Here is a 23,780-nt window from a genome sequence, read left to right on the forward strand (position 1 = left end):
AATGTACCGGGGGTCTGACCCCGCCTTATCAAACGGTGCGGATTCGCACCGGGAGGCCCTGGCGCACGGCGGCGCCTGAGACGTTTTCCAGCCAGGTGGCAACCTGGTCTGTGCGGGTGGGGTCGGCGAAGCCGAGGTCGTTGATGTTCACGCCGGCGCCCAGGTAGGGGTTGCCGGGGCGTTCTTCTCCGTCGATTACGTGGCCGGCGGCACCGAGTTCGCGGTGGCCATAGCCGTGTTCGATGCCGATGGCGCCTTCGTGCACACCATCCCCCACCAGCGCCAATGCCAGCACCTTGCCGCCCGGGCTTTCGATGCTGATGGTGTCGCCGTGTTGCACACCAAACTTCTCGGCATCTTTGCGGTTGATCAGCACCGGGTTGTAGGGCTTGATCATACGCAGGCGCTCAAGGCCGATGGCGTAGGAGTTCATCAGGTTGCTCTTGAACGAGAACGCCAGCAGCGGCCATTCGTTTTCCGGGAAGTGCTCCCGCATCAGCGAGCCATCCCAGAAGCGCGGCGGATGGTACATGGGAGTACCGGTCAGGCGCTTGCCGCTGTAGCTGTCGATGGCTGTGCCCACATCTTCGTTGTAGACACACAGCGGGCGGCTCCAGGCGTGGCCCAGTTTGTCACCGTCGTAGGCCTTTTCCATGGTCTCGAACCGGCCACCGCGGGAATACAGGTGAGCCACCGGGCCCACTTCGTCTTCCGCCACGGTAGACTTGATACGATCCATCAGCGGCTCAATGCCGCCAGCCACAATGTCTTCCTCGCTGGGCGCAGACAACGGCTTGCCAGTCATCGCAATGTTCGCCGCCGCACGCAGGTAGAAGTCCTCAGCGCGGTTGAGCGGATGCATGGTGCCATCGGCACCGGCAATCACATCATCACCAAAGCCCGGCAGGCTCAGCTTCTTGCCAAGTTCAATGAAGAAGGTATCCAGGCTCACCGGCTCGCCGGCCGCAGTCTTCACCTGGCGAGGCTCCACCACCGGCCAGCAGGCAGTAGTCATCTTGGTGAGCGTGCCGCTCCAGGCACCGGTAAAGCCCCACACCTCATACATCACGGAATCGGGCACAATGTAGTCGGCAAAGCGGTTGGTTTCGTTGATGAAACCATCCACCGCCACAAACAGGCCGATGTTCTTCGGGTCTTTCAGCTTCTCTTCGATGACGGAAGTCAGACCAGCCTGGCCATACAGCGGGTTGGCCATGGCACCGATCATCGCCTTGATGCGGTACGGATAGCCATCCAGGCCAGACATCAAATGCTCGGTCAGAATCGGCGGCGCCAGCTTGCGCCAGGGGCCTTCAGCCGGGTACGGAGACTGGCCACTGGCCACCTTGCGCTTGTACTCGGAAGACTTCTCGTACGGGAACCGTGAACGGCTCAGGAAAATACCCTTGGGGCCGACCTTGCCGGGGAAATCTGCCAGGTCGTACCGGGGGCCTTTACCCACACCATTGAAGGAGCCACCACCCTTGGCCACACCACCTTTATGGTTAAAGCTGCCCGCCAGCACGTTCAGCATGTTCACACTGAAAGAGGCGTAGAAGCCCGCACCAGACATCATGCCACCGTGGGCATCGGCGGCGGACTGCCGGCCATGGCTGGCAAACTTCTTCGCCAGCCGGCGGATGATTTCCGCATCAATACCGCAGATATCGGCGTACTCTTCAATGCTGTACTTCTGCGCTTCTGCACGCAGCTTGAACAGGGAGCTGCGCACCACAACCGGGCCGTTGCCGGTTTCTACGGTACGCTCCACAAACAGCTCGGCACTGCTGGCCACTTCGGAGCTTGCCAGCTCGCCATTGGCATCCACCACCACCGGCACATCGTCTGCAGCGCCCTCAGTGGCACGGCCGATATCGCTCATACGCAGGAAGTAACCCGCCCGCGGGTGGGCCTCGTCTTCAATCACCAGGTGCGTGGCGTTGGAGTGGCCTTTTTCACCGGCCGCCTGGGCCGCAGTATTCCCCGGAATGGCCAGGTAATCCTTGGCGTAGCCATCGTTCTCCAGCATCCAGCGCATCAGGCCCATGGTCAGTGCGGGGTCTGTGCCCGGCAGAATGGAAATCCAGTTATTGCGCTCGCCCGCCGCGTGAGACGCAGCCGCAGTCAAAGCCGGGTCGACCACCACGTATTCCAGGTCACCCGTGGTACGGGCCTGGGCCAGCAAACGGCCCTGGCGCTTGAACGGGTTACCGGCCTGGCTGGGTGCAGTTCCAATGAACAGCGCGAACTTGGTGTTGGCGAAGTCCGGCTTCACGTGGGCGTTCTTGGCCAGATCGTTCATCACCGCACCGGAGCCCATCCGGAACGCCAGGCCACAGTAGGCACCGTGGTGGCCATAGTTGCGGGTACCGAAGGCGTTCCAGGCGAACCGCTTCAGCAGCGCGGAACGGCCGTAATCGGTGGCTTCCATTACCAGCAACTGGTTGGCCTTGGGGCCGTATTCCGGGTTTTCAGGGTCCAGCGGGGTTTCGATATCGCGAATGGCACGCAGGCCTTCTACTTCACCTTCACCGAACAGGTCGCCGCCTTCCACAATTTCATCCAGCAGCTGCTCGAACGGCACAGATTCCCACTGATTGCTGCCCCGCGGCCCTACCCGCTTCAGGCAGGTGAGTACCCGCTGATCGCTGGTGAGCTGGGCCATGGCAGCGTTGCCACGGGCACAGGCGGTAGAACGATTCAGCTGGCCCTGATCCTTGAAGTTACTCATCTGGCGGAACGCATCCATTACCGGCGTGTTCTCGTCCAGGTGCTCGTCAGAAGACAGCGGGTGGTACGGGTTACCAGACACCCGCAGAACCTTGTCCTGCTCTTTATCAATCCGCACCCGCACGCCGCACTTGGTGGTGCAGCCATAGCACACGGTGAAGGCAATGCGCTGGTCCGGGTTCAGTGTTACCTCACCGGTGGTGGGGTCTACGGAATACTCCGGCGCCAGGCTGTTGGCGTGCAGCCGGTCGTTAGTCTGTTTGCCAGAGGTACCGTTCACCAGGCCCTTGGCCATCTTTTCCAGCGGGTCGTAGTAGCCCGCCGCGAAGGTAGCAGCACCACCAGCGGCCGCTGCTCCTTTCAGAAAATTACGACGATTCTTGTCCATAACTATGCTCCGCCCTTAATCAGTGGCTGCCAGCCTGGAGGCCTTTCTTCCAGGGCACCAGGATGTCGATAATCAGTAACGCTGCCAGCCACAACCCGAAGGTGCCGACAATTCCAAGCAGGCCACTGGAGCCTGCCTCAACGGCGTATTGGTAATAACCTGCGGTGTTCTTGGCCACGGTTTGCACTTCCATCAGCACCATCCAGCGGAAGGTCCAGCCGATGTGTACCGCCAGCAGGCCGGCAATCCAGGCACGGGTCATCCAGCCCGGGCGGCGCAGCATGGCAAGGGTCGCCAGGGTCAGCACAATGCCTACCGCCAGGCCATAAATAGCCACCAGGCGCCACTCCGCGTTGCCCTGCAAAGACTCAAACGCTGCTTCAACAGACGGGCTGAAACCTGTGATGCCTTCAGATACCCAAAGCGCCGCCACAATCGCCGCAAGCGCCATGCTCACAAAGATCACTTTCAGACCTTGCCGGTTGATCTCTTCATCGTTACCGGTCATCAAGCGGTTGATCAGAACCACCAGCCCAGAAGCCGCCACCAGGCCAGTCAGCACAAACATCACCGGCAGCCAGTTGGTGTGCCACAGCGGGCGGGATTTCAGAATGGCGACTTCCGCCCCGGTGTACAGCATGATGCCGAAGGCAAACGCCAGGGCACCCAGGCCCGCCAGCACCAGCATCCAGCGTGGTGCCTGCCAGCTACCCATGCTGATCCAGCCAGACAGCTTGCCAATCCAGCCGGGCTCCTGTGCCTGCTCCTGCATGGCCGGGCGCCACGCCAGCCAGGCATAGGCCAGCACCATCACCAGGTACAGCGGCAGCAACAAACTGCCAATAGACATCCAGGATTGAGTATTCAGATTGGCGTAGAAGTGCCAGAACCGCAGCGGCTGGTGCAAATCTGCCAGCAGCGCCACCGGCCCCACCAGGGTGCAGGTAACCGTTACCAGCAACGCCACCTTCGCCAGCGGCTGATAGTTCTTTTTGCCAAAGATCAGCCCAGGCACCGTCAGCAACAGCGCCGAGTAAGAGACCGCAATCATGAAAAAGTACTGCACCGCCCAGGGGTACCAAGCAATGCCATAGCGAGGGGTAAGAACCTCAATGGCCATCGAATTCATAACCGATCTCCTCACCTTCCTGAGTACGCACATCCCAAATGGCCGGCTTGGCCTGTGGGCGAGACATAAACCGCTCTTCCATGCCCAGATAGAACACGTGGGGCGATGTTCCCATCTCCGGCTTCAGCACCATCAGGTCTTCATAGTGCTCTTTCATCATGCGGCTGATCTGGCTGTCTGGGTCGTTCAGGTCGCCAATGATCCGCGCGCCACCCACACAAGACTCCACACAGGCCGGCAGCAGACCGACATCCAGGCGGTGCGCACAGAAGGTGCACTTGTCGGCTGTCTGGGTGTGTTCGTTAATGAAGCGGGCATCGTACGGGCAGGCCTGCACACAATAGGCACAGCCCACGCACACATCGTTATCCACCACCACAATGCCGTCCTGGCGCTGAAAGGTGGCTTCTACCGGGCAAACCGGCACACAAGGCGGGTTGTCGCAGTGGTTACACAGGCGCGGCAGCATGAACGTAGCAATGTCGCCGGTTTCCTCATGCTCTACCTCGTACTGGGAAACAATCGTACGGAAGCTGCCCAGCGGCGCCTCGTTCTCGATATGGCAAGACACCGTACAGGCCTGGCAGCCAATACACGCCCGCAAATCAATCAGCATGGCGTAGCGCTTGGTAGGGTCGCCTTCGCGGCGCGGGGGTTGGCTGTTAATGCCGGCAGAGGCAAGGCTGCTTAAAGGAACCAGCGCGGCACCGGCGGTCAGCTTTGCGATCTGCCCGAGCAAGGCCCGGCGGATTTTGTCCATGGAATCACCTGCGTGATGAGTCGGTTGCTATCTAGGTTGGACAGTAGCAAAGCAGGCTTGTGGGAATTTGATATCGGTCAGTTTGTGGGGCGGGACAACAATTCGTTACGGGCAAGTACTTAGGGGGAAAGCGGTTTTCGGTGACTGGCGCTGGCAGATGGGTGGGGTCGTACCCCTGCCAGGAGTACGACCCCTTTGTAGCCTGCCAATCTTTGTAGCCTGCTATTTCAGGAGTTCTTTCAGGGGCACAGGGCGAGAGAAATAAAAGCCCTGCAGCAAGTCGCAACCGTGGGCGCGCAGGTATTCGTGTTGGGCTTCGGTTTCCACACCTTCGGCAACCACTTCCAGGCCCAGGTGGTGGGTCATGGTGATCACGCCTTTCACAATGGCGGCATTGTGGCGGCTGGTGTCGATATCGTTGATGAAACTACGGTCTATCTTCACCTTGTTGATGGGCAAGTCCCGCAGGTAACTGAGGCTGGAGAAGCCGGTGCCGAAATCATCGATAGCCACCTTCACGCCCAGGTTACGCAGTGCCTGAACCTGTTCCAAGGCCTTTTCCGCCGCGCTCATCAGCACGCCTTCAGTGACTTCCAGCTCCAGGCAAGACGGGCTCAGGCCGCTGTCTTCCAGCACACCCTGGATTTCACTGAAAAAACTGGACCGGCGAAAATGCACCGGTGAAATGTTCACCGCCAAAGTAATGGGCCTGCCCAGGTGCTCAACAATCTGCTTCATGTCGTGGCAGGCCTGGCGCAGCACGCACCGGCCGATGTCGATAATCTGCCCGGTTGCTTCCGCCACCGGAATAAACAGCCCCGGCGGCACCAGGCCGCGTTCCGGATGCTGCCAGCGCACCAGTGCCTCTACCCCGCGAATCTCGGTGGTGGCGGCATCTACCAGCGGCTGGTAATGCACCACAAACTGATCGCCCTCGATCGCCTCCAGCAGCTCCCGGCGAATGGCCACATGCTCGCGAATGGAACTATCTTGCTCGCCGGCGTACCACTCCCAGGTATTTCGCCCCTGGTTCTTGGCCTCTCGCACAGCGGTATGGGCGTGGGCCATCAGCGCACAATTGCCCTCACAGCCATCGGAGCCAGACGCAATCCCGATGCTGGCACTGATATGCACCGTGTGCTCGCCCACCACAAACGGGCGGGACAACAACGCAAGCACCGTATCTGCTGTCTTCAGAGGCAACTCATCGGTGTACTCACTGCGAGTGCCCAACAGAATGCCAAACTCGTCGCCACCAAGGCGCGCCAGAAAGGCTTCTTTCGGCACCTCCGACCGCAATCGCCCGGCCACCGCCTGCAACAGTTGGTCGCCCACCGTGTGGCCCAGGCCTTCGTTAATCGTGGTAAAGCCGTCCAGGTTCACCAGCAACCCCACCAGCCGGTCGCCATTCGAGCAGCAATGCTCGTTCAGCAACGCCTCAAAACTGGTGCGGTTGGGCAAGCGGGTTAGCGGATCGTGGGTTTCCTGAAAACGCAGTTCAGACAGCGTGTTTTCATGCTGGTACAGTAACCTGCGATAACGCTGCTCGTGATCCTGAAGCGCTTTTCTGTCGCGCTCCCGGGCGGTCGCCAACGCCAACAGGCCAGACGCCCGGTACATCAACACCAGGTCTTCACTAGCCGGTTCAGAAGGATAGCGGCCATAAACCGCAAAGGTGCCCAACAGATCATTGCCCGGGGTAAGCACCGGCACAGACCAGCAAGACTTCAGGCTCTCGGCCCGGGCCAGGTGCGCGAAGGGCGCCCAGTCCGGCTCGTGCTCTATATTCGGGGTAATGACAACTTCGCGGGTGAAGGCTGTTTTGCCGCAGCTGGCCACATTCGGGCCGATCACAACCCGCTGCATGGCCTGGCGGTAGGTTTCAGACACGCCCTGCCCTGCAACCAGGCTAAGGGTGTTGTCGGAGGGGTCGTACATCATGAAAGACACCACGCACTCCGGCATCTGGCGCGCGACCATGTCGGTAATGGCACCCAGGATTTCCTCGAACGGGACCTGGTGGGCAATCATGTCCTGAATTTTTTGCTGGTCTGCCAGCTCGGCCATTTTGCGCTTCATAGTGAATCCGTTCGGGCAACGTCCATATGTGTTTCACTATAGCCGAAATGCCAACAATTCCTACCGATTGTCATCAGGAAGAAATGTTTTTGCTAACCATTTCGGAAGGCGCGCTGAGCAGACCGGCGTGGTCTTGCGCCTGCACCGTAAAATACCAGGTGCCCGGCTTTAGGCCGGTGATGGTGTAAGACGGGTAACTTTGCGAATCTTCGGCCGCAGCGTCTGGAACAACAACCTGTTCAGTAAGGTTGTCTTTGTCCTGGCCATAGCGAATAACGTAGCTGTCTAACTCACTCATCGACAAGCCAGAACCGTCCTCACGACTGCTGGGCGCTGTCCAGCTGAGTACCGCCTTGCGTTCAGAAACCGACTCGCTGCCCACAGCAGACTCCTGCCCCGATGGCACAGAAGAGCCACCCGCCCGGGCGCTACCCACGTCATCACCAGAGCCACCGCCACCACAACCGGCCAGCAGCACACCAAACAGGACAACAACCAGGTACAGGGGGAATTTCTGCAAAAAATGGGGCATAGGAAACAACACCGCAGAGGGAGAGATTTCGCAGAATTTTAAATTGTTAGCGGCGGGGAGACTGTGACAAAAACGCGTTTGTTTGTGACGGTAGGTTAACTGGACAACTACATAGCTAGCGTATCAACGGGCCGCACAGGGCGGCCCGCATCGCATCAGGCAGCTTTCTTCAGCTTCTTCTTCAGCGACTTGATCTTGGCTTCATGCTTTTCGATCTTGGCTTTACGGGCGTTGATCTTTTTCTTCAGGTTTTTCGCTTCTTTCTTGGACATGATTGCCTCCTGCTCGTCATTCGCTTTCGGTTGAAAGCTAATTTCATTGTAATTGGGGTTGGGGGGAAGGCAAGGCGAATGGCTAAACCCCAAGCCACTCCGCCAACTGCAGATTGGTCTTCAACCGCAAGCGCTGCTGCAACATCCCTTCAAACACACTATCCACCGTGCGGCTCTCCCCCAACAACGGCAACGCGGCTTCCGCTTCGGAGAAGAACTGTTGTTCCCGCTCAGTACCGATGATGGCGTGCTCCCACCACTCGATCACCCGGGGCCGGGCTTGTTTCAGTAACGAATCCGCCGGCAGCTTTTCAGACTTCGCCGCATTGGCGGTATGAGAAGCCGGCAACAGGTTCCAGAGATCGTTGTTGTTCCAGCGGGACCAGGGAAAACAGTGGTCAATATCGTAGCGGGTACGGGCAAGATTTCTGGCAGTCCAGACACACTCCACCGGGCCAGCGGAAAGCTGTTGCTCTACCAGCTTGCGCACGACCGTGGTATCTCGCCGCCCTTCTACCCACTGCAACGCCTGATGATAGGTTTCCGTTGAATAACGGGCTTCCCAGCTCCCCACCAGGTTGATCCATTCATTCACAATGGCCGGCTCAACCCAGCAGGCGTAACGGCTGAATGTGTCCCAGAGCATGGCAGGCACCCGGAAACGCCCGAACCGGGCCAGGGTTTCCTTGTCCAGGCGAACCGCCTCGTTACGAATAGTCAGTCGACTGGTGCCACCCTCGAAAACCTGGCGATTGGTGCCCGGCCAGGTGGTGAAGTGAGCGGGATTTTTTAGAATGTTCGAGGCAGCCTTTTTGATCGCTCGCATCACCACAGGTGCGAACTCCGCCGACAGCGACAAACCAACCCTGAAATCCAGCGGGGACAGCTTGCCCAACTCATAAAAATCATCCCCGGCAAAGCCCAAACCACGGGAACCCGGCGCCTGCCGTAAATGATGCTTCAGCACCAGCGGGTGGTACAGCATGATCCAAAACAGCCCCACTGCCCCAAGTGGCAGCTCTACCCAATCATCGGAGCGGTTCAGTACCAGCCCCGGCGCGCTGTCTGCCATGCGCACCAGGGTTCGCAGCAGTCCGAGTTTGTAGGTGGAGGATTTGTTGTCATTGATGATGATATGCCGCAGCGTGGGCAACGCCCCGGTGCCATCATCCGGCAGACGGTATACGGCGGTTTCCCACCACACATCCTCGCGTTTCAGCTGATCCGCACGCGGCATATCCGGCAAAGGCACCGACATAACCGCCCGGTGGCGGGCAAAACTGTCCAGCTCGGCCTTCGAGACTTCGTAGAACTGGCGCTCACCATCCCCCGGCCCATGGCGCAGCGTGATAACCAACACACCGGACGGTGCCAGCAGCTCCGTTAAAATACGGAACGCACGCTCCCGAGAGGTGGGCGGAAGGTGCATCCACACTGCAGACACCAGCACCAGATCAAACTGGTAACTGAGTTTGCGGATTTCATTCAGGTCCGGCAGGGAATCATCCACCCACTGGATACTGCGATGAGCCGTTGCCGCCTCACCCAGCCGACGCAACTCCGCCGCCGGCTCCACCGCCACCACATCCCAGCCACGCTCCGCCAGTGCCAACGCATCGCGGCCGCTGCCGGCACCTACATCGAGCGCGAGACCGGTTTTCTTGTCCAACTGGGGGAGCCAGTCGCTGTGGACCTGTTCGAAGGTCAGGGACTGGTATTGGGTGAAGAATTTTTGGGCGTTTTTGTTGTAGGGACCGTAACTCATGCCACCGCCAGCTTAGCCGCCTGCTGCCACATAAAGTTCGGCATCGGCGTTCGGAGTTGCCAGGTAATACTCATGGGTTGAGAGCCGGTGTGAGACACGTAATTAACCTCTCCGTAATTCACAAACCCCATCGTGCGGCCATATTCGTCCTTCGCTTGCTCTCTTACAAACAGGAACAAACGTTTGTTGATGGCTTGGTGTTGAATATAGTCCTTACCTTTGCCACGGTCAGGCCGGGCACTGTTTTGCGACTGCCAGTGAAACAGCTGCTCGTTGATCGCGTAGTCGTGGTACATGGTGGTTGGGGAGAACTGCTTTTCGTTCTTGTCCAGGGTGACAAACAGCAGCTCAATGTTCTGATCCTGGATGACATAAACGCCCTCCCTCGATGGCGGCTGGTGCTTGAACGTCATGGCACCAAAGCCAACCAGAATCTGCTCTCGGGAATAGCGGGCGTGCAATCGCAGCGGGACTTCCTGTAACTCCGGCATGGCCGGCTGTTCGTGCTTGGTTTTCGCCAGTTTCCAGTCGAGCACGTCCGCCAGCTCCTGTTCCAGCCCCAACTTGCTGAGTTCTGCCAGGCTTTGTGCCAGCGAATCAAACTCCAGCTCCGGCCCGGCTTTCTGCCAGAAGTCGTAATGGCACATCAGGGCTTGGCGATTGCTGGTGTCGTCCCAGCTAAATCCGGCCTGGCATAGTTCCTTGAGGAACAGCAGGTACTGGTGATCGTCGCAGATCAAAATCCGGTTGTAGATGGCCTTCTTCGCTAGTTTGAACGGCGAGTCATCGGCGACGTCTTCGTCTTTCGCTTTGCTCACCAGTTCGGCCCAGCTACCCCGTTTGTAGAGCTCGTTCAGGTCGATGTGGGGATGATGGGTTATAAAATTCTTCAGCGTGAGTGGCTGCGTGGAGTGCTGCGGGAACTGCCGAACAAGTGTCACCAGCCGTTTCATGGTCAGTGTGGCTTGCCGGATGTTACTCAGCACCATTTCCTGGGTTTTCTTGGTGAGCTCAATTCGGCAACCCAGTGGTGCATGGGGAAAGCCCTGCTTCAGTTCTTCCGTAATTGAGCGTTCTGACTTACCCACCAGCGCCCGGAATTTATTGGCGAAATCATATTCCGGCCGGGAGTTGCCCACGAAATCCAAAACCGTGCAGCAGTCTTTGTCGTCTGCCAAACGCAGTCCACGGCCGAGTTGCTGCAGGAAGATGGTCAGGCTCTCGGTGGGGCGCAGGAACAGCAAGGTATCCACTTCTGGAATATCGACGCCTTCGTTGAATATGTCGACCACACACAGAACATTTATTTGCCCGGAGCGAATGGCTTGCTGCTTTTGTTGGCGTTCGTGGCTGTTGTCACTGGTGAGCACATCGGCCTTGATGCCGTGTAATAAGAGCTGCTCCACCATGAATGTCGCGTGTTCACGGCTCACACAGAAAGCGAGAGCTTTCATGCTGGTTATGTCGGTAACGATTTCCCGCAGGCTGCGCAGGATCTTATCTACCCGGCTCTGGTTGTGGGTGTAGAGGTTGGTTAGCTGAACCACATCGTAACGGCCACGACTCCAGGGAATGGTGCGCAGGTCGGTATCGTCATCTATGCCGAAGTATTGGAAAGGGCAAAGGTGGCGTCGGTTGATGGCCTCCGGCAACCGGAGTTCGGCGGCAATCACGCCACCAAAGTCGCTTAGGATATCACTACCATCATGCCGTTCTGGTGTTGCGGTCAGGCCCAGCAGTATCTCAGGCGAGAAGTGTTCCAGTACCGCCCGGTAACTGGAGGCGGCAATGTGGTGCACTTCATCAATTACGATGTAGTCGTAATAGTCTTTGGTCAGTTTCAGCTGGTCCAGCTGGTTGTTCAGGGTCTGAATCGACACGAACAACTGGCGGTAGTGTTCCGGCAACTGGCCTCCTACCCAGAGTTCTCCGAGGGCATTATTACGCAGCACGCCACGGTAGGCTTCGCGGGCTTGGCGCAGAATTTCTTCCCGGTGTGCCATAAACAGAAAATGGGCGTTTGGCTTTGCTTTCAGGAAGCGCTGAAAATCAAAAGCTGAAATCAGCGTCTTGCCAGTACCGGTCGCGGCCACAACAAGGTTACGGAAACGCTGATGAACGTCCCTTTCCACGGACAGCTGCTCCAGAATGTCCTTCTGGTGGGGGAACGGCGTGATTTCGAAATAGTGGGAGGAGCCAGGGGCGTCCAATCCTTTTTGTTGTTTTAGTGCGCGGTTGAGCTTTTCGGTACTCTCAGCCTGGCCATCAAACCGCTCAAAGTCTTCCGAGGCCCAATAGGTTTCAAAGGTGCTGAGAGATTTGTTGATGATGTGAGGAATTTCCTGAGAGGTGATCTTCAGGTTCCACTCAAGGCCGTTGGTCAGCGCCGATCGGGACAGGTTTGATGAGCCAATGTAACCGGTGTGAAAGCCCGTATTCCGGAGGAATAAATAGCTTTTGGCGTGCAGCCTTTCACGCTCGGTGTTGTAGCTCAGCTTCACTTCGGTGTTCGGCAGACTCGCCAGGTACTCAACGGCTTTGGCATCCGTTGCCCCCATGTAGGAAGTGGTGATGATCTTGAGCTCCCGGCCACTGGCGGTAAAGGCTTCCAGTTCTTTCCGGAAAATGCGGATGCCGGCCCATTTGATGAACGACACCAGCCAGTAGATTTTGTCTGCTGACAGAATTTCGCGCTTGAGTTCCGATTCGAGCGAGAGACCCGCATTGCTGCCTGAGAACAGCTCGCTTTGGGTTAATCCCGTTAGAGGGAAGATATCTTCAACGTACTGTTGGAGGTTGGCAGCAACCGGGTTTTCCAACTCGTACAGAGCCGTCAGGATCTTTCCCTGGCTATCGAGCAGGTTCTCTTCCAGAAAGCCTTCGTCTGAAATCTGGCTCTTGAGCCACATCAGCAGCTGGTTGGAGAGTTCGATTTGCTCCTGAAGCCGGTCGTCTCCCGACGGGACGGCTTCAATAGCAAATTCCAGAATGTTGGACAGGAATCGTGACAGCCACACCGAGGCTTCGGCGCTGTTGAGCTGGCGTTCACCAACGTAGAACTTGTCTCTGTCGAGACGGCTTTCGATGAGCTTGGTGATTAGCTGCTCGTAGATTCCGGTTTGTTGCATTATTCACTCGGGGCACTATCCGGCATTGTCTCCACAGGCGTGCTCGAATAGTTATCGCTCGGTAAAGGAGTACTTGTATTTCCGCCGCCAACAACAGCGGGTAGGCTGCGGTAGCAACTGTCCAGGTTTTCCACCTGACTTCCATTCAGCAAAATCTCTACTGCTGCGGCTGTCCCGGTAGTCTGACCATACCTAGCTTCGACCACACCATCACCATTCATCTTCATATGCCCTTGGGTGGGACAACCATTCAGAGGCCCAGAAATGGTGACTGGCGTAGTGACCGTGACAAAACCACCAATAGCCGACCCGATCAGATCCGATTGCATGCTCAGGCTGAAACTATCGTTCTTGATTGCCACAGACATTCTGGAATCACGGATCGCAACATATTTCGAACGAAGCAGGTACTCCATCGCCGGGCTGGTAATTTCGATAGACTGATCATCGTAGCTGCGCTCGGTAATTCTGGAAGTCAGCGTTCCTTTAATACCCAGTGGCGCGCCGTCCGCACCGATACGGCCTGTTATCGCGTAGGTTTCTTTAACGGTGCCCTGTACCTCATCGCCGGAACCTTCGATAACCAGGGTTCCATCCAGCCAGAGCGTCTCGGGGTATCCGGCAACCTGGCAGTCGTCAAAACGGTAGGATATTCGGCCACTGTAGGGCCCAGTTTCTTCTTCCTTGATTTCCAGATTTCCGGCTTCTTGTGAGCAGTAGTTAGAAGCCGTAGCAGAGTACCCGGTGGCTGTGCTGGATAAGGCGTAGTCCACATCGTCGACGAGCGTCTGAATTTCCGTCAGGTCGTCGTATACACCTACGGAGCGATCCAGGTCAGATACCTGGCGAATCGGAGCAGGATTAGAGCCGTAGTTATTTGGGTCCAGAGAAAGAGGTGTTTGCTGTGAGCCACCATCATCACTGCCACCCCCGCCTCCGCCACAAGCGGTGAGCAAACCCAGGGTTGTTACAGTGAAAATTCGACGGAGAGCGATTCTGGAGGGCATTTCTTATACTCCTTACATTCCTTTGTTCAACCCGAGTTACCGGGTTATGCATCCACCCGTGACAAAGCACAGGCCTGAAAGAACATTAGCCTTCTAAGTACAATAATCCAAGGCATTCCCGGGAGTTCGATCAAACTCACACAAAATTTTGCATTTGTTTACGAACCACCCGCCCTACTCACACACCAGATTCCCCAACGCATCCTCCCTACACCGCCGCCCTTCCCGGTTCCGCCAGTTCCCCAGCGAATCCTTCCGCCACACCTCTTCACCATCAGAAGACCGATAGTTTCCAAGGCTGTCTTTGCCGTAGCGGTTGCCGGTTCGGTTGTCGTTCCAGTGCCCGAATGCATCTTTGCGCAGGGTGCCCTGTTCGCCGCTGTCGCACTGGTAGCGCATGTTGCCCAGGGCGTCTTTTCTGTAGGTGCAGTTTTCCTGCGCGGGCAGCCACCCGGAGGCCAGCACTAACAATACAATGGCCAGGGCAATCATCAAGTGCTTCGCCATGGTGTTATCTCCCCCGGTGTTGCCGTTACTTCCAGTTTAGTCACGGGGGCGACAGGTAGCGTCGTGCGGTGGATTTTTTGTGAGTGGGTTCAGGTATTGGCCAGCCAGGCCGCTCCGCGCACGCCGCTGGAGTCGCCGTGGGCGGCTTTTACGATGGGTGTGTCGCACTCGCCGCCGAACACGTAGCCGGGCAGGCGGGCGGGCAGTTCCTGGTAGAGCTGTTCGGCGTTACTCATACCACCGCCGAGTACGATGATGTCCGGGTCGATCACGTTGATGATGGCAGCCAGGCCCCGGGCCAGGTGTTCCAGGTATTGGTGCAGGGTTTCGGTGGCTTGCAGGTCGCCATGCCCGGCATGTTCAACAATGGTGTGGGCGGGCAGTTGCTGGCCGGTGCGCAGTTTGTGGGTGAGTGATAGCCCGGTTCCGGACAGGAAGGTTTCGTTGCATCCGTGGCGGCCGCAGAAGCAGGGGCGCTGTTGCAGTTCGGCTTCCTGCGTCCACGGCAGCGGGTTGTGGCCCCATTCGCCGGCTACGCCGTTGGGGCCGGTAAGCAGCTGGCCGTTCACGCTTATGCCTGCGCCGCAGCCGGTGCCCAGTATGGCGGCGAATACGGTGTGGTGGTTTCGCCCTGCTCCGTCTGTGGCTTCGGAGAGCGCCAGGCAGTTGGCGTCGTTGGTCAGGGTTACGGGCCTTTGCAGTAATTCTTGCAGGTGTTGCTGCATGGGTTGGCCGTTCAGCCAGGTGGAGTTGGCGTTTTTGATGCGGCCAGTTTTGCGGGAAATGCTGCCGGGTATGCCTACGCCTACCGGTATGCCGGTGGTGCCGGCGTGGGCTTCGGCTTGTTTTACCAGGGCGTGGATGGTGTGCAGGGTGGCCTGGTAATCGCCGGCCGGGGTGGCTACCCGTTTGCGGAAGTGTTCGTTGGATTGATCATCCAGCAGGATCACTTCGGTTTTGGTGCCGCCCAGGTCTATGCCTGTTAGCCAGTTTTGCATACGTTTCCCTGTGCCGCAGCCCGGTTATTCTGAACCGTTATCCGTTATCGGCTGGTAAAACTGAACCTGGTTCCGGCCTGCGTGCTTTGCAAGGTAAAGGGCTTTGTCTGCCTTTTCCAGCAACTGTTTTAAGCTTTCCTCGCCACTATACTGTGCCACACCACAACTGGTGGTTATGGTAATTTCCTGGCCGTCGTCCAGGGTGCACAGCATGTCACCCACCGCCACGCGAATCCGCTCAGCCAGGACCAACACTTGCTCCTTGGTCAGGTGGCGCACGGCCAAGGCAAATTCCTCTCCCCCCAGGCGACCAAACACATCATCCCTTCTCAGAAGGTGACTGACGGTCTTTACAAAGGTTTTTAGTACTGTATCACCCGCGCCATGGCCGAAGGTATCGTTCACACGTTTGAAGTGGTCGAGATCCAACATGATGACATAGAGCGCGGCATTATCGTTGTCCACCCAGCTGCTTACCACCGACAACCATGCGCCCCGGTTTAATACTCCGGTTAAGGCATCTGTGCGGGCCAGCTGGGTCAGGTTACGCTCTGTCTCAACATGGCGACTTACGTCTGCAATGGCCAGGATGGCACCTCTGTTTTCAGGATCACCAAACGCCCGAACACTCATACTCAGGTGCACGATGCGGCCATTCCTGCCTACCATGCGCTCTTTGTCTGCGCGGCTGTCCTCGCCTGTAGCCAGGGTGTGCAGTGTCGGGCAAGGCCCGTCATGCAGGCTATGGCCATCCGGGGTAACGTGGCAGGTTTGGTGCAGGTCGCGGCCAATCAGCTCCGCTTCTGTCCAGCCCAAAAGCCGTTCACCTTCCGGATTAATCCACTGCACCCGGCATTGTTGGTCTACCATCAACAACCCGTGCCCGGACATTTGCGTAACCACCTGCAACTGATGGTAGTTTTCTGCCAGCACCCGCTGCATTTGCCACTTACGCGTGTTAGCGCGTCGCCATAGCAAGAGCAAGGGGTAGGTTACCAGCAGTCCGGAAATCAGCCGAACGCCCGCTTTTTTGACCGAATCCATCCCGACGGCCGAACAGGGCTCCCCTGCCGTTCGCTGGGCCAGCAACAGTTCGGGAGACTCAACGCGAGGATCCGAATAACGGTGCCAGCGGTAGTTATAGCACTCGTCTTCCAACTCGAACTGTCCCTGCTGAGCGCCACGCACTTGTTGCCACAATGCCGGATAGCTAGCCGAAAACCGACTGGCGGAATCATCAGCAAACGCCCAGTCGGCAACACCACCACCGGCTATCCAACCGCCGGCGTCGTCAAGCACGACCAGGTCAGTACCGTCCGGCAACGCTGTGCGCAGGTGTTGCAGCAATTCATTCGCCTTGGCATTGAGCACCACCATGCCACCCTGTTCACCATCCACGTGTACGCTGGCGACTACCCGAACCGTGGGCACAAAGGGAACTTGAATGCGGCCATTTTCAACATTTAGGTCAAAGCGGGACACAAAGACGCTCCCCGCCTCTCCTGCCAGCCCCGCTTTCACGTAGTCACGATGGATTTTAAGCTGTAAGCCCTGCGTGACCAGTTGTGGCTCACCGTTGTAGTTGTTAACCCGAACCTGTTCAACTCCGGAACGATCTATATAACGTAGCTGGTCATAACTTGGCCTCAGACCTGCGAGGTTCAGAAACGCCTGTTCTAAAGATAGCAAGCCCTCTGCGGACAGGTCTCTTATGTACATCTGCAACACCGGAGAGGCGGCAATTACATCGGCATCTCGTGTCAGTTGCTGCACATAGCCGGCTGTCATCAGCTGCATCAGCTCCAGGTTACGGTTGATGTCGACTTGTTTCAGCTCCCGATCTTTCTGGTAGGTGGGGTATTGAGTGACAAAAATGACGACAACAATAAGGACCAGCAAAGCGGAACTTTGAAGCAGCAATGAATGACGGGAGAACCAGGTCGGCATATTAAACGTTTCTATCAGTTTGGCGGGCTCATGGTAGTCAATCTGCACTATGGCTGTGCTTTGGACAACCATCCACCCCGGATTTTGCAAGAATTTACGTGTTTGACGCTTTATTTACACAACTGCCGTTGTGCAAAAAACAAACTGGCCTAACAATATGCGCCGGCTTTTTTCTTCCACTCTGAGGCGGCGCTCCGTCTATGCCACAAGTTTCTCACGCACTGCGGTTGCAGGCCTGGCCATTGTTGCTGCTGGCCTGCACTTTGCTGGCCGGTTTTGCCGGTTTGCTGGCGTCTGCCTTTCCGCAGTTGCCGGTACCGGAGCCGCTGCGTTTCTCCTGGGCCGGGTCGCTCACGCTGGTGGTGGGTGGCATGGTTATGTCTGCCTGGCTGTTTCGTTCGTCTGGCCGGGCGTTGTTGCTGAAGAAGCTGGCGTACCAGGCTTCACACGATGCGCTGACAGGCCTGGCCAACCGCACGATGTTTGAAGAGAAGTTGCAGCAGGATTTTACCCTGGCCCGCCAGAACAACCGGCTGATGGCGGTGCTATTTATAGACCTGGACGAGTTCAAGCCCATTAACGATACCCTGGGCCACAAGGTGGGCGACCGCCTGCTGGTGGCGGTGGCGCGGGCGCTGGAGGCGTGCATTCGCCCTACCGACACCCTGGCCCGATTTGGTGGCGACGAGTTTGTGGTGCTGCTGCCAGACCTGGAATCGGCCCGGCAGGCAGAAGAGGTGGCAGAACGCATTCTGCAGAAGATTGCTCTGCCCCAGCAGGTGGGCGGCCATGAGCTGTACTTGTCTGCCAGTATCGGGATCAGCCTGCTGGATGACAGCGAAACGTCGCCAGAGAAGCTGATTCGCCAGGCAGACATGGCGATGTACAAGGCCAAGCGCCAGGGCCGGGATACGTTTCAGGTGTATTCGGCAGAGCTGGACGCCAAGCTTTCACGCCGGGTTACCCTGCGCCAGGATCTGCAAGAGGCCATTCGCAGCGGCCAGTTGTTCCTGCATTACCAGCCTCAGGTAGACCAGAACGGCAAGTTTTTCGGTGTGGAAGCGCTGGTGCGGTGGCAGCACCCCACTCGCGGGCTGATTGCGCCGGAGCGTTTTCTGCCGTTGGCAGAGGAAACCGGCCAGATTGTGCCGCTGGGCAAGTGGATTTTCACCCAGGCCTGTAAGGATGCCGTTCAGCTGAAGGAAATGGGGCTGCTGCCCGGACGCATGGGGGTGAACCTGTCGCCGCTGCAGTTCCACCGCCCGGGGTTTCTGGACAAGCTGAAGAAGATTCTGGCCGAAACCGGCCTGCCGGCTGATCTGCTGGAGCTGGATTTGACCGAAGGCGTGCTGATGAAAGACCGCTGCCGCGCTATTAGTTTGGTGAATTCCCTGCAGGAGCTGGGAATTTCCACGGCGATTGATGATTTTGGCACCGGCTTTTCCAGCTTCAGCTACCTGAAAGACCTGCCCGCCAGCAGCATCAAAATCGACAAGTCGTTCGTGGAAAACGTGGTCACCAACCACAAAGATGCCGCCGTGTGCAAAGGCGTAATCACCATGGCCCGCGAAATGGGCCTGACCGTGGTTGCCGAAGGCGTGGAAGACGAGGCGCAGTTCGATATCCTAAGAGCCTGGGGCTGCCACCGCTTTCAGGGGTTTTACTTTGCTCGGCCTATGGCTTTGGAGGCGCTGGTTAGCTGGGCTCAGGAAGGGGTCTGATTAGGGGTCTGTCCCTACGTGGACTGATTAGGGGTCTGTCCCTACGTGGACTGACCCCTCTAGGCACCAAGCCTGGTTCTAGTCTGACTCAACTTGGTACGTTGAGGGGTCTGTCCTCGTAGGGACAGACCCCTAGTCTGAGTTGGGACAGACCCCTAGTCTGAGCTGGGACAGACCCCTAGTCTGAGTTGGGACAGACCCCTAGTCTGCGTTGGGACAGACCCCTTCACTTCTTAATCCACCTGCCCCCAACAAGCACAAACTGCCCCGCCGGCGTTTTCTCTATAGCCTTTTTGCCCGCCACGGTTTCCACCTGGGTTACCGGAATATTGTGCTTTTCCGCAATGCGGGTGTATTCCTCTCGTCGGGCGTTGTTGATGGCTTCGGCCACTTCCCGGGCGTTGCCTTCTGCGCGCACTACATCCAGGTAGCCGGCGGGGGTTTCGCCTAGCAGGCCTTGTTGTTTTGCGGTTTCCAGCTGTTGCTTGGCTTCTTCCAGGCCCATGGCCAGTGCTGGTAATGCCACGCCAAGGGCGAGGATGAAGGCCGCGGTTTGGATGATTCGTTTCATGGTCAACTCCTTGATCAGCGTTTGGTGGTGGCCGGGTGTGTTCAGAACAGGCCTTGTTCGCTGAACAGTTCGTCTACTTCTTTGTCCACCTTTACGTAGATTTCGTGCTGGATTTTTACGTTCAGGTTTACGGTGATGGGTTCTTTGGGTGCGGCCACTTGTACCGTTGGCGTGCAGGCGATGAGCGCCAGCGGCAGTATTGGCAGCAGTAGGCGCTTTAGCATGGTCATGGTGTTGCCTCCTGCCCGGATTGTTGCAGCCGTTCGCGAACGCGTTCGGTAACGGCTTCGTTTACTCTGCCGCTCAACTGCAAACTGGTGAGCAGCGCGGGGATGTCTTCTTCCAGGTTCACATTGAGCACAATTGGCTGGCCGTTGCGGATGTCCGGGTTGTTGCCCTCAAGGCGCAGGCCAAGCGTGAGTTTGCCCTTTTCATCGTAGTCTATCGCGCTGCTGAGCACCGAATAATGAAAGTTTTGCAAAGCGCGGGTTACAGTTTCTACCGTGCCGTCGCTGCCGAGCATGGCCTGCAGCTGGTCGGCCGGCAGTTTGAGCGTGCCGCCGGGGCTGAGGGCGGTAATGCTGCCCTGCTGTACTTCGATACCGGTGCTTGAGATTTCCAGGGGGATAGCGCCGCTGAGCAGGCCGGAGCCTTCAAAGCCCTCCGCGGGGTATACCTGCAGCAGGCGGGTAAGGGAGATTTCGTGGGCCTCCACGGGGATTCTGACGGGCTGGTCAGCCAGGCTGATGGTACGCGGGGCGATGCGCAGGCGGCCATCCAGGAATTCGGCATTCGCCTGCTGGATGCTGAGCTCGCCGGCGAACGGCTCTGCCTGAGCAGCCCGGTAATCCGCCAGCAGGCTGATGGGGCCTATGCCGATGCCGGAGTTGATCTGGCCGACGGTTGTGTCCCGCAGGCGTGCGGTGAGCTGGTTGTTTTCAAGGCTGAACAGCAGGTGGCCGCTGAGGTTGGTGATGGCAGTTCGGTCCATCAGGCCACTGAGGTTCCGAAACTCCACGCGGCTGTGCACAGCCATGGGGGTGTCGGGTTGCAGATGAATGGTCACCTCGGCGCTGAGTTCGCCGCTGTCGAGTTCCAGCAGGTTCAGCTGCTCCGGCCAGTTGGTAAGCGTATTCCTGAAGATGCCGACGGCCTCGCTGCCGGCCATGGTGGTGCTCAGCCGTATGCTCTGGAACTCACCGGCCACATGCCGCACACTGATATCCGCTTCCAGCCCCGCATCATTACTGATCTGCCCCTCCAGCTGCACATCCGACAACGAACCCCCAACCCGCCCGGTAAACAACCACCCCTGCGGCTTCAACGCCGGATGACTGATGTCCTCCAGCCCGAACCGGATCTGCTGCACCTCAAACTCCAACGCACCCGCCGGCCCCGCCATCAGCAGCCAAAAAACCACCACCAGCGGCCAGACCAGGGGGCTGTCCCTACGTGGACTGACCCCTCCAGGCACCAAGTCCAGGCTTGAGCGGTTATTGAGCGGGCCCTTAACCATTATCGAAAATCCTTGTTTGCCTTGATATCCGTCAGTGCCTAGTATCGCGCCCTTTTTATGGCACCGTGTGGAGGCACTTTACCGCGTTATGGGACGTCGCAACGAACAACTTCGCTGGCAGCTGGCCAAAGGGCTGATTCATGCACTGCACCTGGAGCGGTTAGCCAGCCGTTACAGCCGCACCACGGTGATGGCGGTGTTCAACCTGGTGAATGGTAGCTTCAGCATTGCGTTGGTGTCGTTTGTGGCGCTGGTTACGCAGGAGGCGTTTATCTTTCCATCGCTGGGCGCTACGGCGTTTATCCTGTTCTACGTACCGATGGCCCAGCCGGCGTCGCCCCGGAATACCCTGTGCGGGCACCTGATTGGCGCGTTGATGGGGTTACTGTGCCTGTACATTTTCGGCCTGCAGGGCCAGCCTTCCGCCTTCGCAACCGGCGTTGACCTGTCCAGGGTAGGCGCTGCAGCGCTGTCGCTGGGCCTCACCAGCTGTCTGATGGTGGTATTCCGCGTAGCCCATCCTCCCGCCGGCGCCACCGCCCTGATCGTCTCCCTGGGCCTGATGCCCAACCCGGCCCAGTTGCCTATTCTGATGGCCGGCGTAGCCCTGCTGCTGGCCCATGCCTTTGTGATGAACCGCCTGGCGGGGATTCCTTATCCGGTTTGGGGTGGTGGTGGGGTGGCGCCGGCTACGGAGGGGTCTAAGGTTGGGGTTTGACTCCATTCATTCGGCTGGCGTACTATGTACACAAAACTAGTTCAGCAAAAGGATTTGCTAACCGTGCACAAGGCCATCGAGTTTATTGAAACTCCTATATTTACGCGCCAGATCAAAGAGATAGCAACGGACGACGAATTAAGAGAACTTCAGCGCCTCTTGATAGCGGCCCCTGAAAGAGGCGCCCTTATTCAAGGTACAGGAGGGCTCAGAAAAGTAAGAATGCCTCTTCAGAATCGAGGTAAAAGCGGTGGAGCACGGGTGATCTATTTTCTGGCGACGCGAGAGGTCATTTATTTGATTCTGGCGTATCCGAAAAGCGAAAAAGATAGCCTGACTTCAGCAGAGAAAGCCAAGTTGAAAATATTGGCCCAGCAGCTTAAGGGAGATGAGCCCAATGAGCGTATTTGATGAACTCCAGGCCTCAATGGAAGAGGCTGTCGACATCAAGAAAGGTAAGATTAAAGCCGGCCGGATCACTCGCCATGAAGTATCGGATGTCAAAGCTATCCGCGCCCAATTAAATGTCTCGCAAGCAGAATTTGCCACGGCGATGGGGACAAGCGTAGATACGATTAAAAGCTGGGAAAGCAAACGCAGGAACCCAACCGGCCTGGCAGCGAAAGTGCTCGCAACGATTCAGGAAAACCCTGCGTTCTACAGCGAGCTTGCATCTCACTAAGCTATCAGGCGACCGTCGCCAACAGAACGGCGACGGGGTCAGCTTCCCAAGGCACGGTGCCTGGCTGAACTTGGTGCCTGGAGGGGTCAGTCCACGTAGGGACAGACCCCTAGTCAATTCAGGGGCAGCCCCCCAGTGCGTAAACCTGGTGCCTGGAGGGGTCAGTCCACGTAGGGACAGACCCCTAGTCTGCACGTACGGATAGACCCCTAATCGACTCCGAATGGGGGGAACGTGGTAGAATTGGCGCCTTCATTTGCTTTGTTCTCCGGATGTTCATGACCTCTCAACAGCCCGCCCCCGTTTTGTCTCGCCGGTTTTCGGTTGCGCCGATGATGGATTGGACTACACCGCATTTCCGGTACCTGGCGCGTATTCTTAGCCGCAGGGCTTTGTTGTATACCGAGATGGTGACTACGGGGGCGCTGATTCATGGCGATACGGCGCGGTTTCTGCGGCATGATCCGTCGGAGTTTCCGCTGGCGTTGCAGCTGGGTGGTAGTGATGCCAACGAGCTGGCGCAGTGTGCGAAGCTGGCGCAGGCGTTCGGGTTTGATGAGGTGAACCTGAACGTGGGCTGCCCGAGCGATCGGGTGCAGAACAATATGATTGGCGCCTGCCTGATGGGCCACCCGGATAAAGTGGCGGAAGGCGTGGCGGCGATGATCGAGGCCACGGATTTGCCGGTTACGGTGAAGCACCGCATTGGCATTAACGGCCGCGAGTCCTGGGATGAGTTGTGCGAGTTTATCGAGACGGTGGCTGCCGCTGGCTGCAAGACCTTCATTGTGCATGCACGCATTGCCATTCTTGAGGGCTTGAGCCCGAAGGAAAACCGCGATATTCCGCCGCTGAAGTACGACTGGGTGTACCGCCTGAAGCAGGCCTACCCGCACCTGGAAATCATCATCAATGGCGGCATCAAGACCTTCGAGGAATGCCACGAGCACCTGGCCCATACCGACGGCGTGATGCTGGGGCGAGAGGCCTACCACAATCCCTGGTTGCTGGCCGGGGTGGATTCTGAACTATTTGGCGAGCCACCGGCCGTTACCAGCCGCCACGAGGCGCTGCGGGCGATGTTTCCGTTTATTCAGCAGGAGCTGGACCGGGGCGTGTACCTCACCCACATTACCCGCCACATTATGGGCCTGTTCCTGGGCCAGCCGGGCGGGCGGCAGTTTCGCCGGCACCTGAGCGAGAACGCCAACAAGCCCGGTTCCGGGCTGGAAGTGATCGAACAGGCGCTGGCCAAGGTACGCGAGCCGCAACCGATAGCGGAAAGCTGATAACAGGCATACCTTTTGTTGTCTTGTTCCTGTTGTAACCT

19 protein-coding genes are annotated in these 23,780 nt (G+C 57.8%); 5 read left to right on the top strand and 14 right to left on the bottom strand.

The window, feature by feature from the left end; all coding sequences use genetic code 11:
- Window positions 1-28 precede the first annotated feature (28 nt).
- The 11 genes from AQ621_RS02430 to AQ621_RS02480 form a co-directional block, all read right to left on the bottom strand.
- Window positions 29-3,118: a molybdopterin-dependent oxidoreductase gene (locus tag AQ621_RS02430; RefSeq protein ID WP_058340118.1), complete on the bottom strand. Its 3,090-nt coding sequence runs from the start codon at window positions 3,116-3,118 to the stop codon at window positions 29-31.
- Between the two features lie 19 nt (window positions 3,119-3,137).
- Window positions 3,138-4,247, bottom strand: a complete 1,110-nt coding sequence (gene nrfD, locus AQ621_RS02435) for an NrfD/PsrC family molybdoenzyme membrane anchor subunit (RefSeq protein ID WP_058340119.1) — start codon at window positions 4,245-4,247, stop codon at window positions 3,138-3,140.
- Window positions 4,228-5,007, bottom strand: coding sequence for a sulfate reduction electron transfer complex DsrMKJOP subunit DsrO (gene dsrO, locus AQ621_RS02440; RefSeq protein WP_058340120.1), 780 nt, complete (start codon window positions 5,005-5,007; stop codon window positions 4,228-4,230). Before dsrO ends, nrfD begins: the two co-directional genes overlap by 20 nt.
- Window positions 5,008-5,229: 222 nt before the next feature.
- The gene (locus AQ621_RS02445; protein WP_058340121.1) at window positions 5,230-7,086 is read right to left on the bottom strand and encodes a bifunctional diguanylate cyclase/phosphodiesterase; all 1,857 of its coding nucleotides are present in this window, start codon (window positions 7,084-7,086) and stop codon (window positions 5,230-5,232) included.
- A 73-nt stretch (window positions 7,087-7,159) separates the two neighbouring features.
- The gene (locus AQ621_RS17215) at window positions 7,160-7,618 is read right to left on the bottom strand and encodes a fibronectin type III domain-containing protein (protein WP_082640857.1); all 459 of its coding nucleotides are present in this window, start codon (window positions 7,616-7,618) and stop codon (window positions 7,160-7,162) included.
- Window positions 7,619-7,972: 354 nt separating this feature from the next.
- A complete protein-coding gene (locus tag AQ621_RS02455) occupies window positions 7,973-9,655 on the bottom strand; it encodes a class I SAM-dependent methyltransferase (protein ID WP_058340122.1) in 1,683 nt (560 codons plus the stop codon).
- The gene (locus AQ621_RS02460; RefSeq protein WP_058340123.1) at window positions 9,652-12,783 is read right to left on the bottom strand and encodes a DEAD/DEAH box helicase; all 3,132 of its coding nucleotides are present in this window, start codon (window positions 12,781-12,783) and stop codon (window positions 9,652-9,654) included. The genes AQ621_RS02455 and AQ621_RS02460 overlap by 4 nt, the downstream gene beginning before the upstream one ends.
- A complete protein-coding gene (locus AQ621_RS02465; RefSeq protein ID WP_058340124.1) occupies window positions 12,783-13,790 on the bottom strand; it encodes a hypothetical protein in 1,008 nt (335 codons plus the stop codon). Before AQ621_RS02465 ends, AQ621_RS02460 begins: the two co-directional genes overlap by 1 nt.
- 174 nt (window positions 13,791-13,964) lie before the next feature.
- Window positions 13,965-14,297, bottom strand: coding sequence for a hypothetical protein (locus tag AQ621_RS02470; protein WP_201785313.1), 333 nt, complete (start codon window positions 14,295-14,297; stop codon window positions 13,965-13,967).
- 89 nt (window positions 14,298-14,386) lie between these two features.
- Window positions 14,387-15,295 (bottom strand): ROK family protein, encoded by a 909-nt coding sequence (locus AQ621_RS02475; protein ID WP_058340125.1) that lies wholly within the window; start codon window positions 15,293-15,295, stop codon window positions 14,387-14,389.
- A 24-nt stretch (window positions 15,296-15,319) separates the two neighbouring features.
- Entirely contained in the window at window positions 15,320-17,242 is a 1,923-nt protein-coding gene (locus AQ621_RS02480; RefSeq protein ID WP_158499520.1) for a sensor domain-containing diguanylate cyclase, read from the bottom strand.
- Window positions 17,243-17,442: 200 nt separating this feature from the next.
- Here AQ621_RS02480 and AQ621_RS02485 point away from each other — a divergent pair, with 200 nt between their 5' ends.
- Window positions 17,443-18,963, top strand: coding sequence for a putative bifunctional diguanylate cyclase/phosphodiesterase (locus AQ621_RS02485; RefSeq protein WP_082640860.1), 1,521 nt, complete (start codon window positions 17,443-17,445; stop codon window positions 18,961-18,963).
- 226 nt (window positions 18,964-19,189) lie between these two features.
- On the opposite strand, the gene AQ621_RS02490 is transcribed toward AQ621_RS02485, so the two are convergent.
- The 3 genes from AQ621_RS02490 to AQ621_RS02500 are packed head-to-tail and all read right to left on the bottom strand — an operon-like array spanning window position 19,190 to window position 21,050.
- The gene (locus AQ621_RS02490; protein WP_058340128.1) at window positions 19,190-19,534 is read right to left on the bottom strand and encodes a YdbL family probable chaperone protein; all 345 of its coding nucleotides are present in this window, start codon (window positions 19,532-19,534) and stop codon (window positions 19,190-19,192) included.
- A gap of 41 nt (window positions 19,535-19,575) precedes the next feature.
- A complete protein-coding gene (locus AQ621_RS02495) occupies window positions 19,576-19,758 on the bottom strand; it encodes a YnbE family lipoprotein (protein ID WP_036219367.1) in 183 nt (60 codons plus the stop codon).
- Between the two features lie 2 nt (window positions 19,759-19,760).
- Window positions 19,761-21,050: an intermembrane phospholipid transport YdbH family protein gene (locus tag AQ621_RS02500; RefSeq protein ID WP_058340129.1), complete on the bottom strand. Its 1,290-nt coding sequence runs from the start codon at window positions 21,048-21,050 to the stop codon at window positions 19,761-19,763.
- 88 nt (window positions 21,051-21,138) lie between these two features.
- Between AQ621_RS02500 and AQ621_RS02505 the strand changes: the two genes are divergently transcribed.
- From AQ621_RS02505 to dusA, 4 genes are all read left to right on the top strand, one after another.
- Window positions 21,139-21,768, top strand: coding sequence for an HPP family protein (locus tag AQ621_RS02505; RefSeq protein WP_058340130.1), 630 nt, complete (start codon window positions 21,139-21,141; stop codon window positions 21,766-21,768).
- Between the two features lie 75 nt (window positions 21,769-21,843).
- Complete coding sequence (locus AQ621_RS02510; protein WP_201785315.1) at window positions 21,844-22,179, top strand: type II toxin-antitoxin system RelE/ParE family toxin; 336 nt, start codon at window positions 21,844-21,846, stop codon at window positions 22,177-22,179.
- A complete protein-coding gene (gene nadS, locus AQ621_RS02515) occupies window positions 22,166-22,450 on the top strand; it encodes a NadS family protein (protein WP_058340132.1) in 285 nt (94 codons plus the stop codon). Before AQ621_RS02510 ends, nadS begins: the two co-directional genes overlap by 14 nt.
- Before the next feature lie 272 nt (window positions 22,451-22,722).
- Window positions 22,723-23,739 carry a tRNA dihydrouridine(20/20a) synthase DusA gene (dusA, locus tag AQ621_RS02520; RefSeq protein WP_227508202.1) on the top strand — a complete coding sequence of 339 codons (1,017 nt, stop codon included), beginning with the start codon at window positions 22,723-22,725 and terminating at the stop codon, window positions 23,737-23,739.
- Window positions 23,740-23,780 lie beyond the last annotated feature (41 nt).

Source organism: Marinobacter sp. P4B1, from assembly GCF_001447135.1.
GTDB classification, from domain to species: Bacteria; Pseudomonadota; Gammaproteobacteria; order Pseudomonadales; family Oleiphilaceae; genus Marinobacter; species Marinobacter vinifirmus.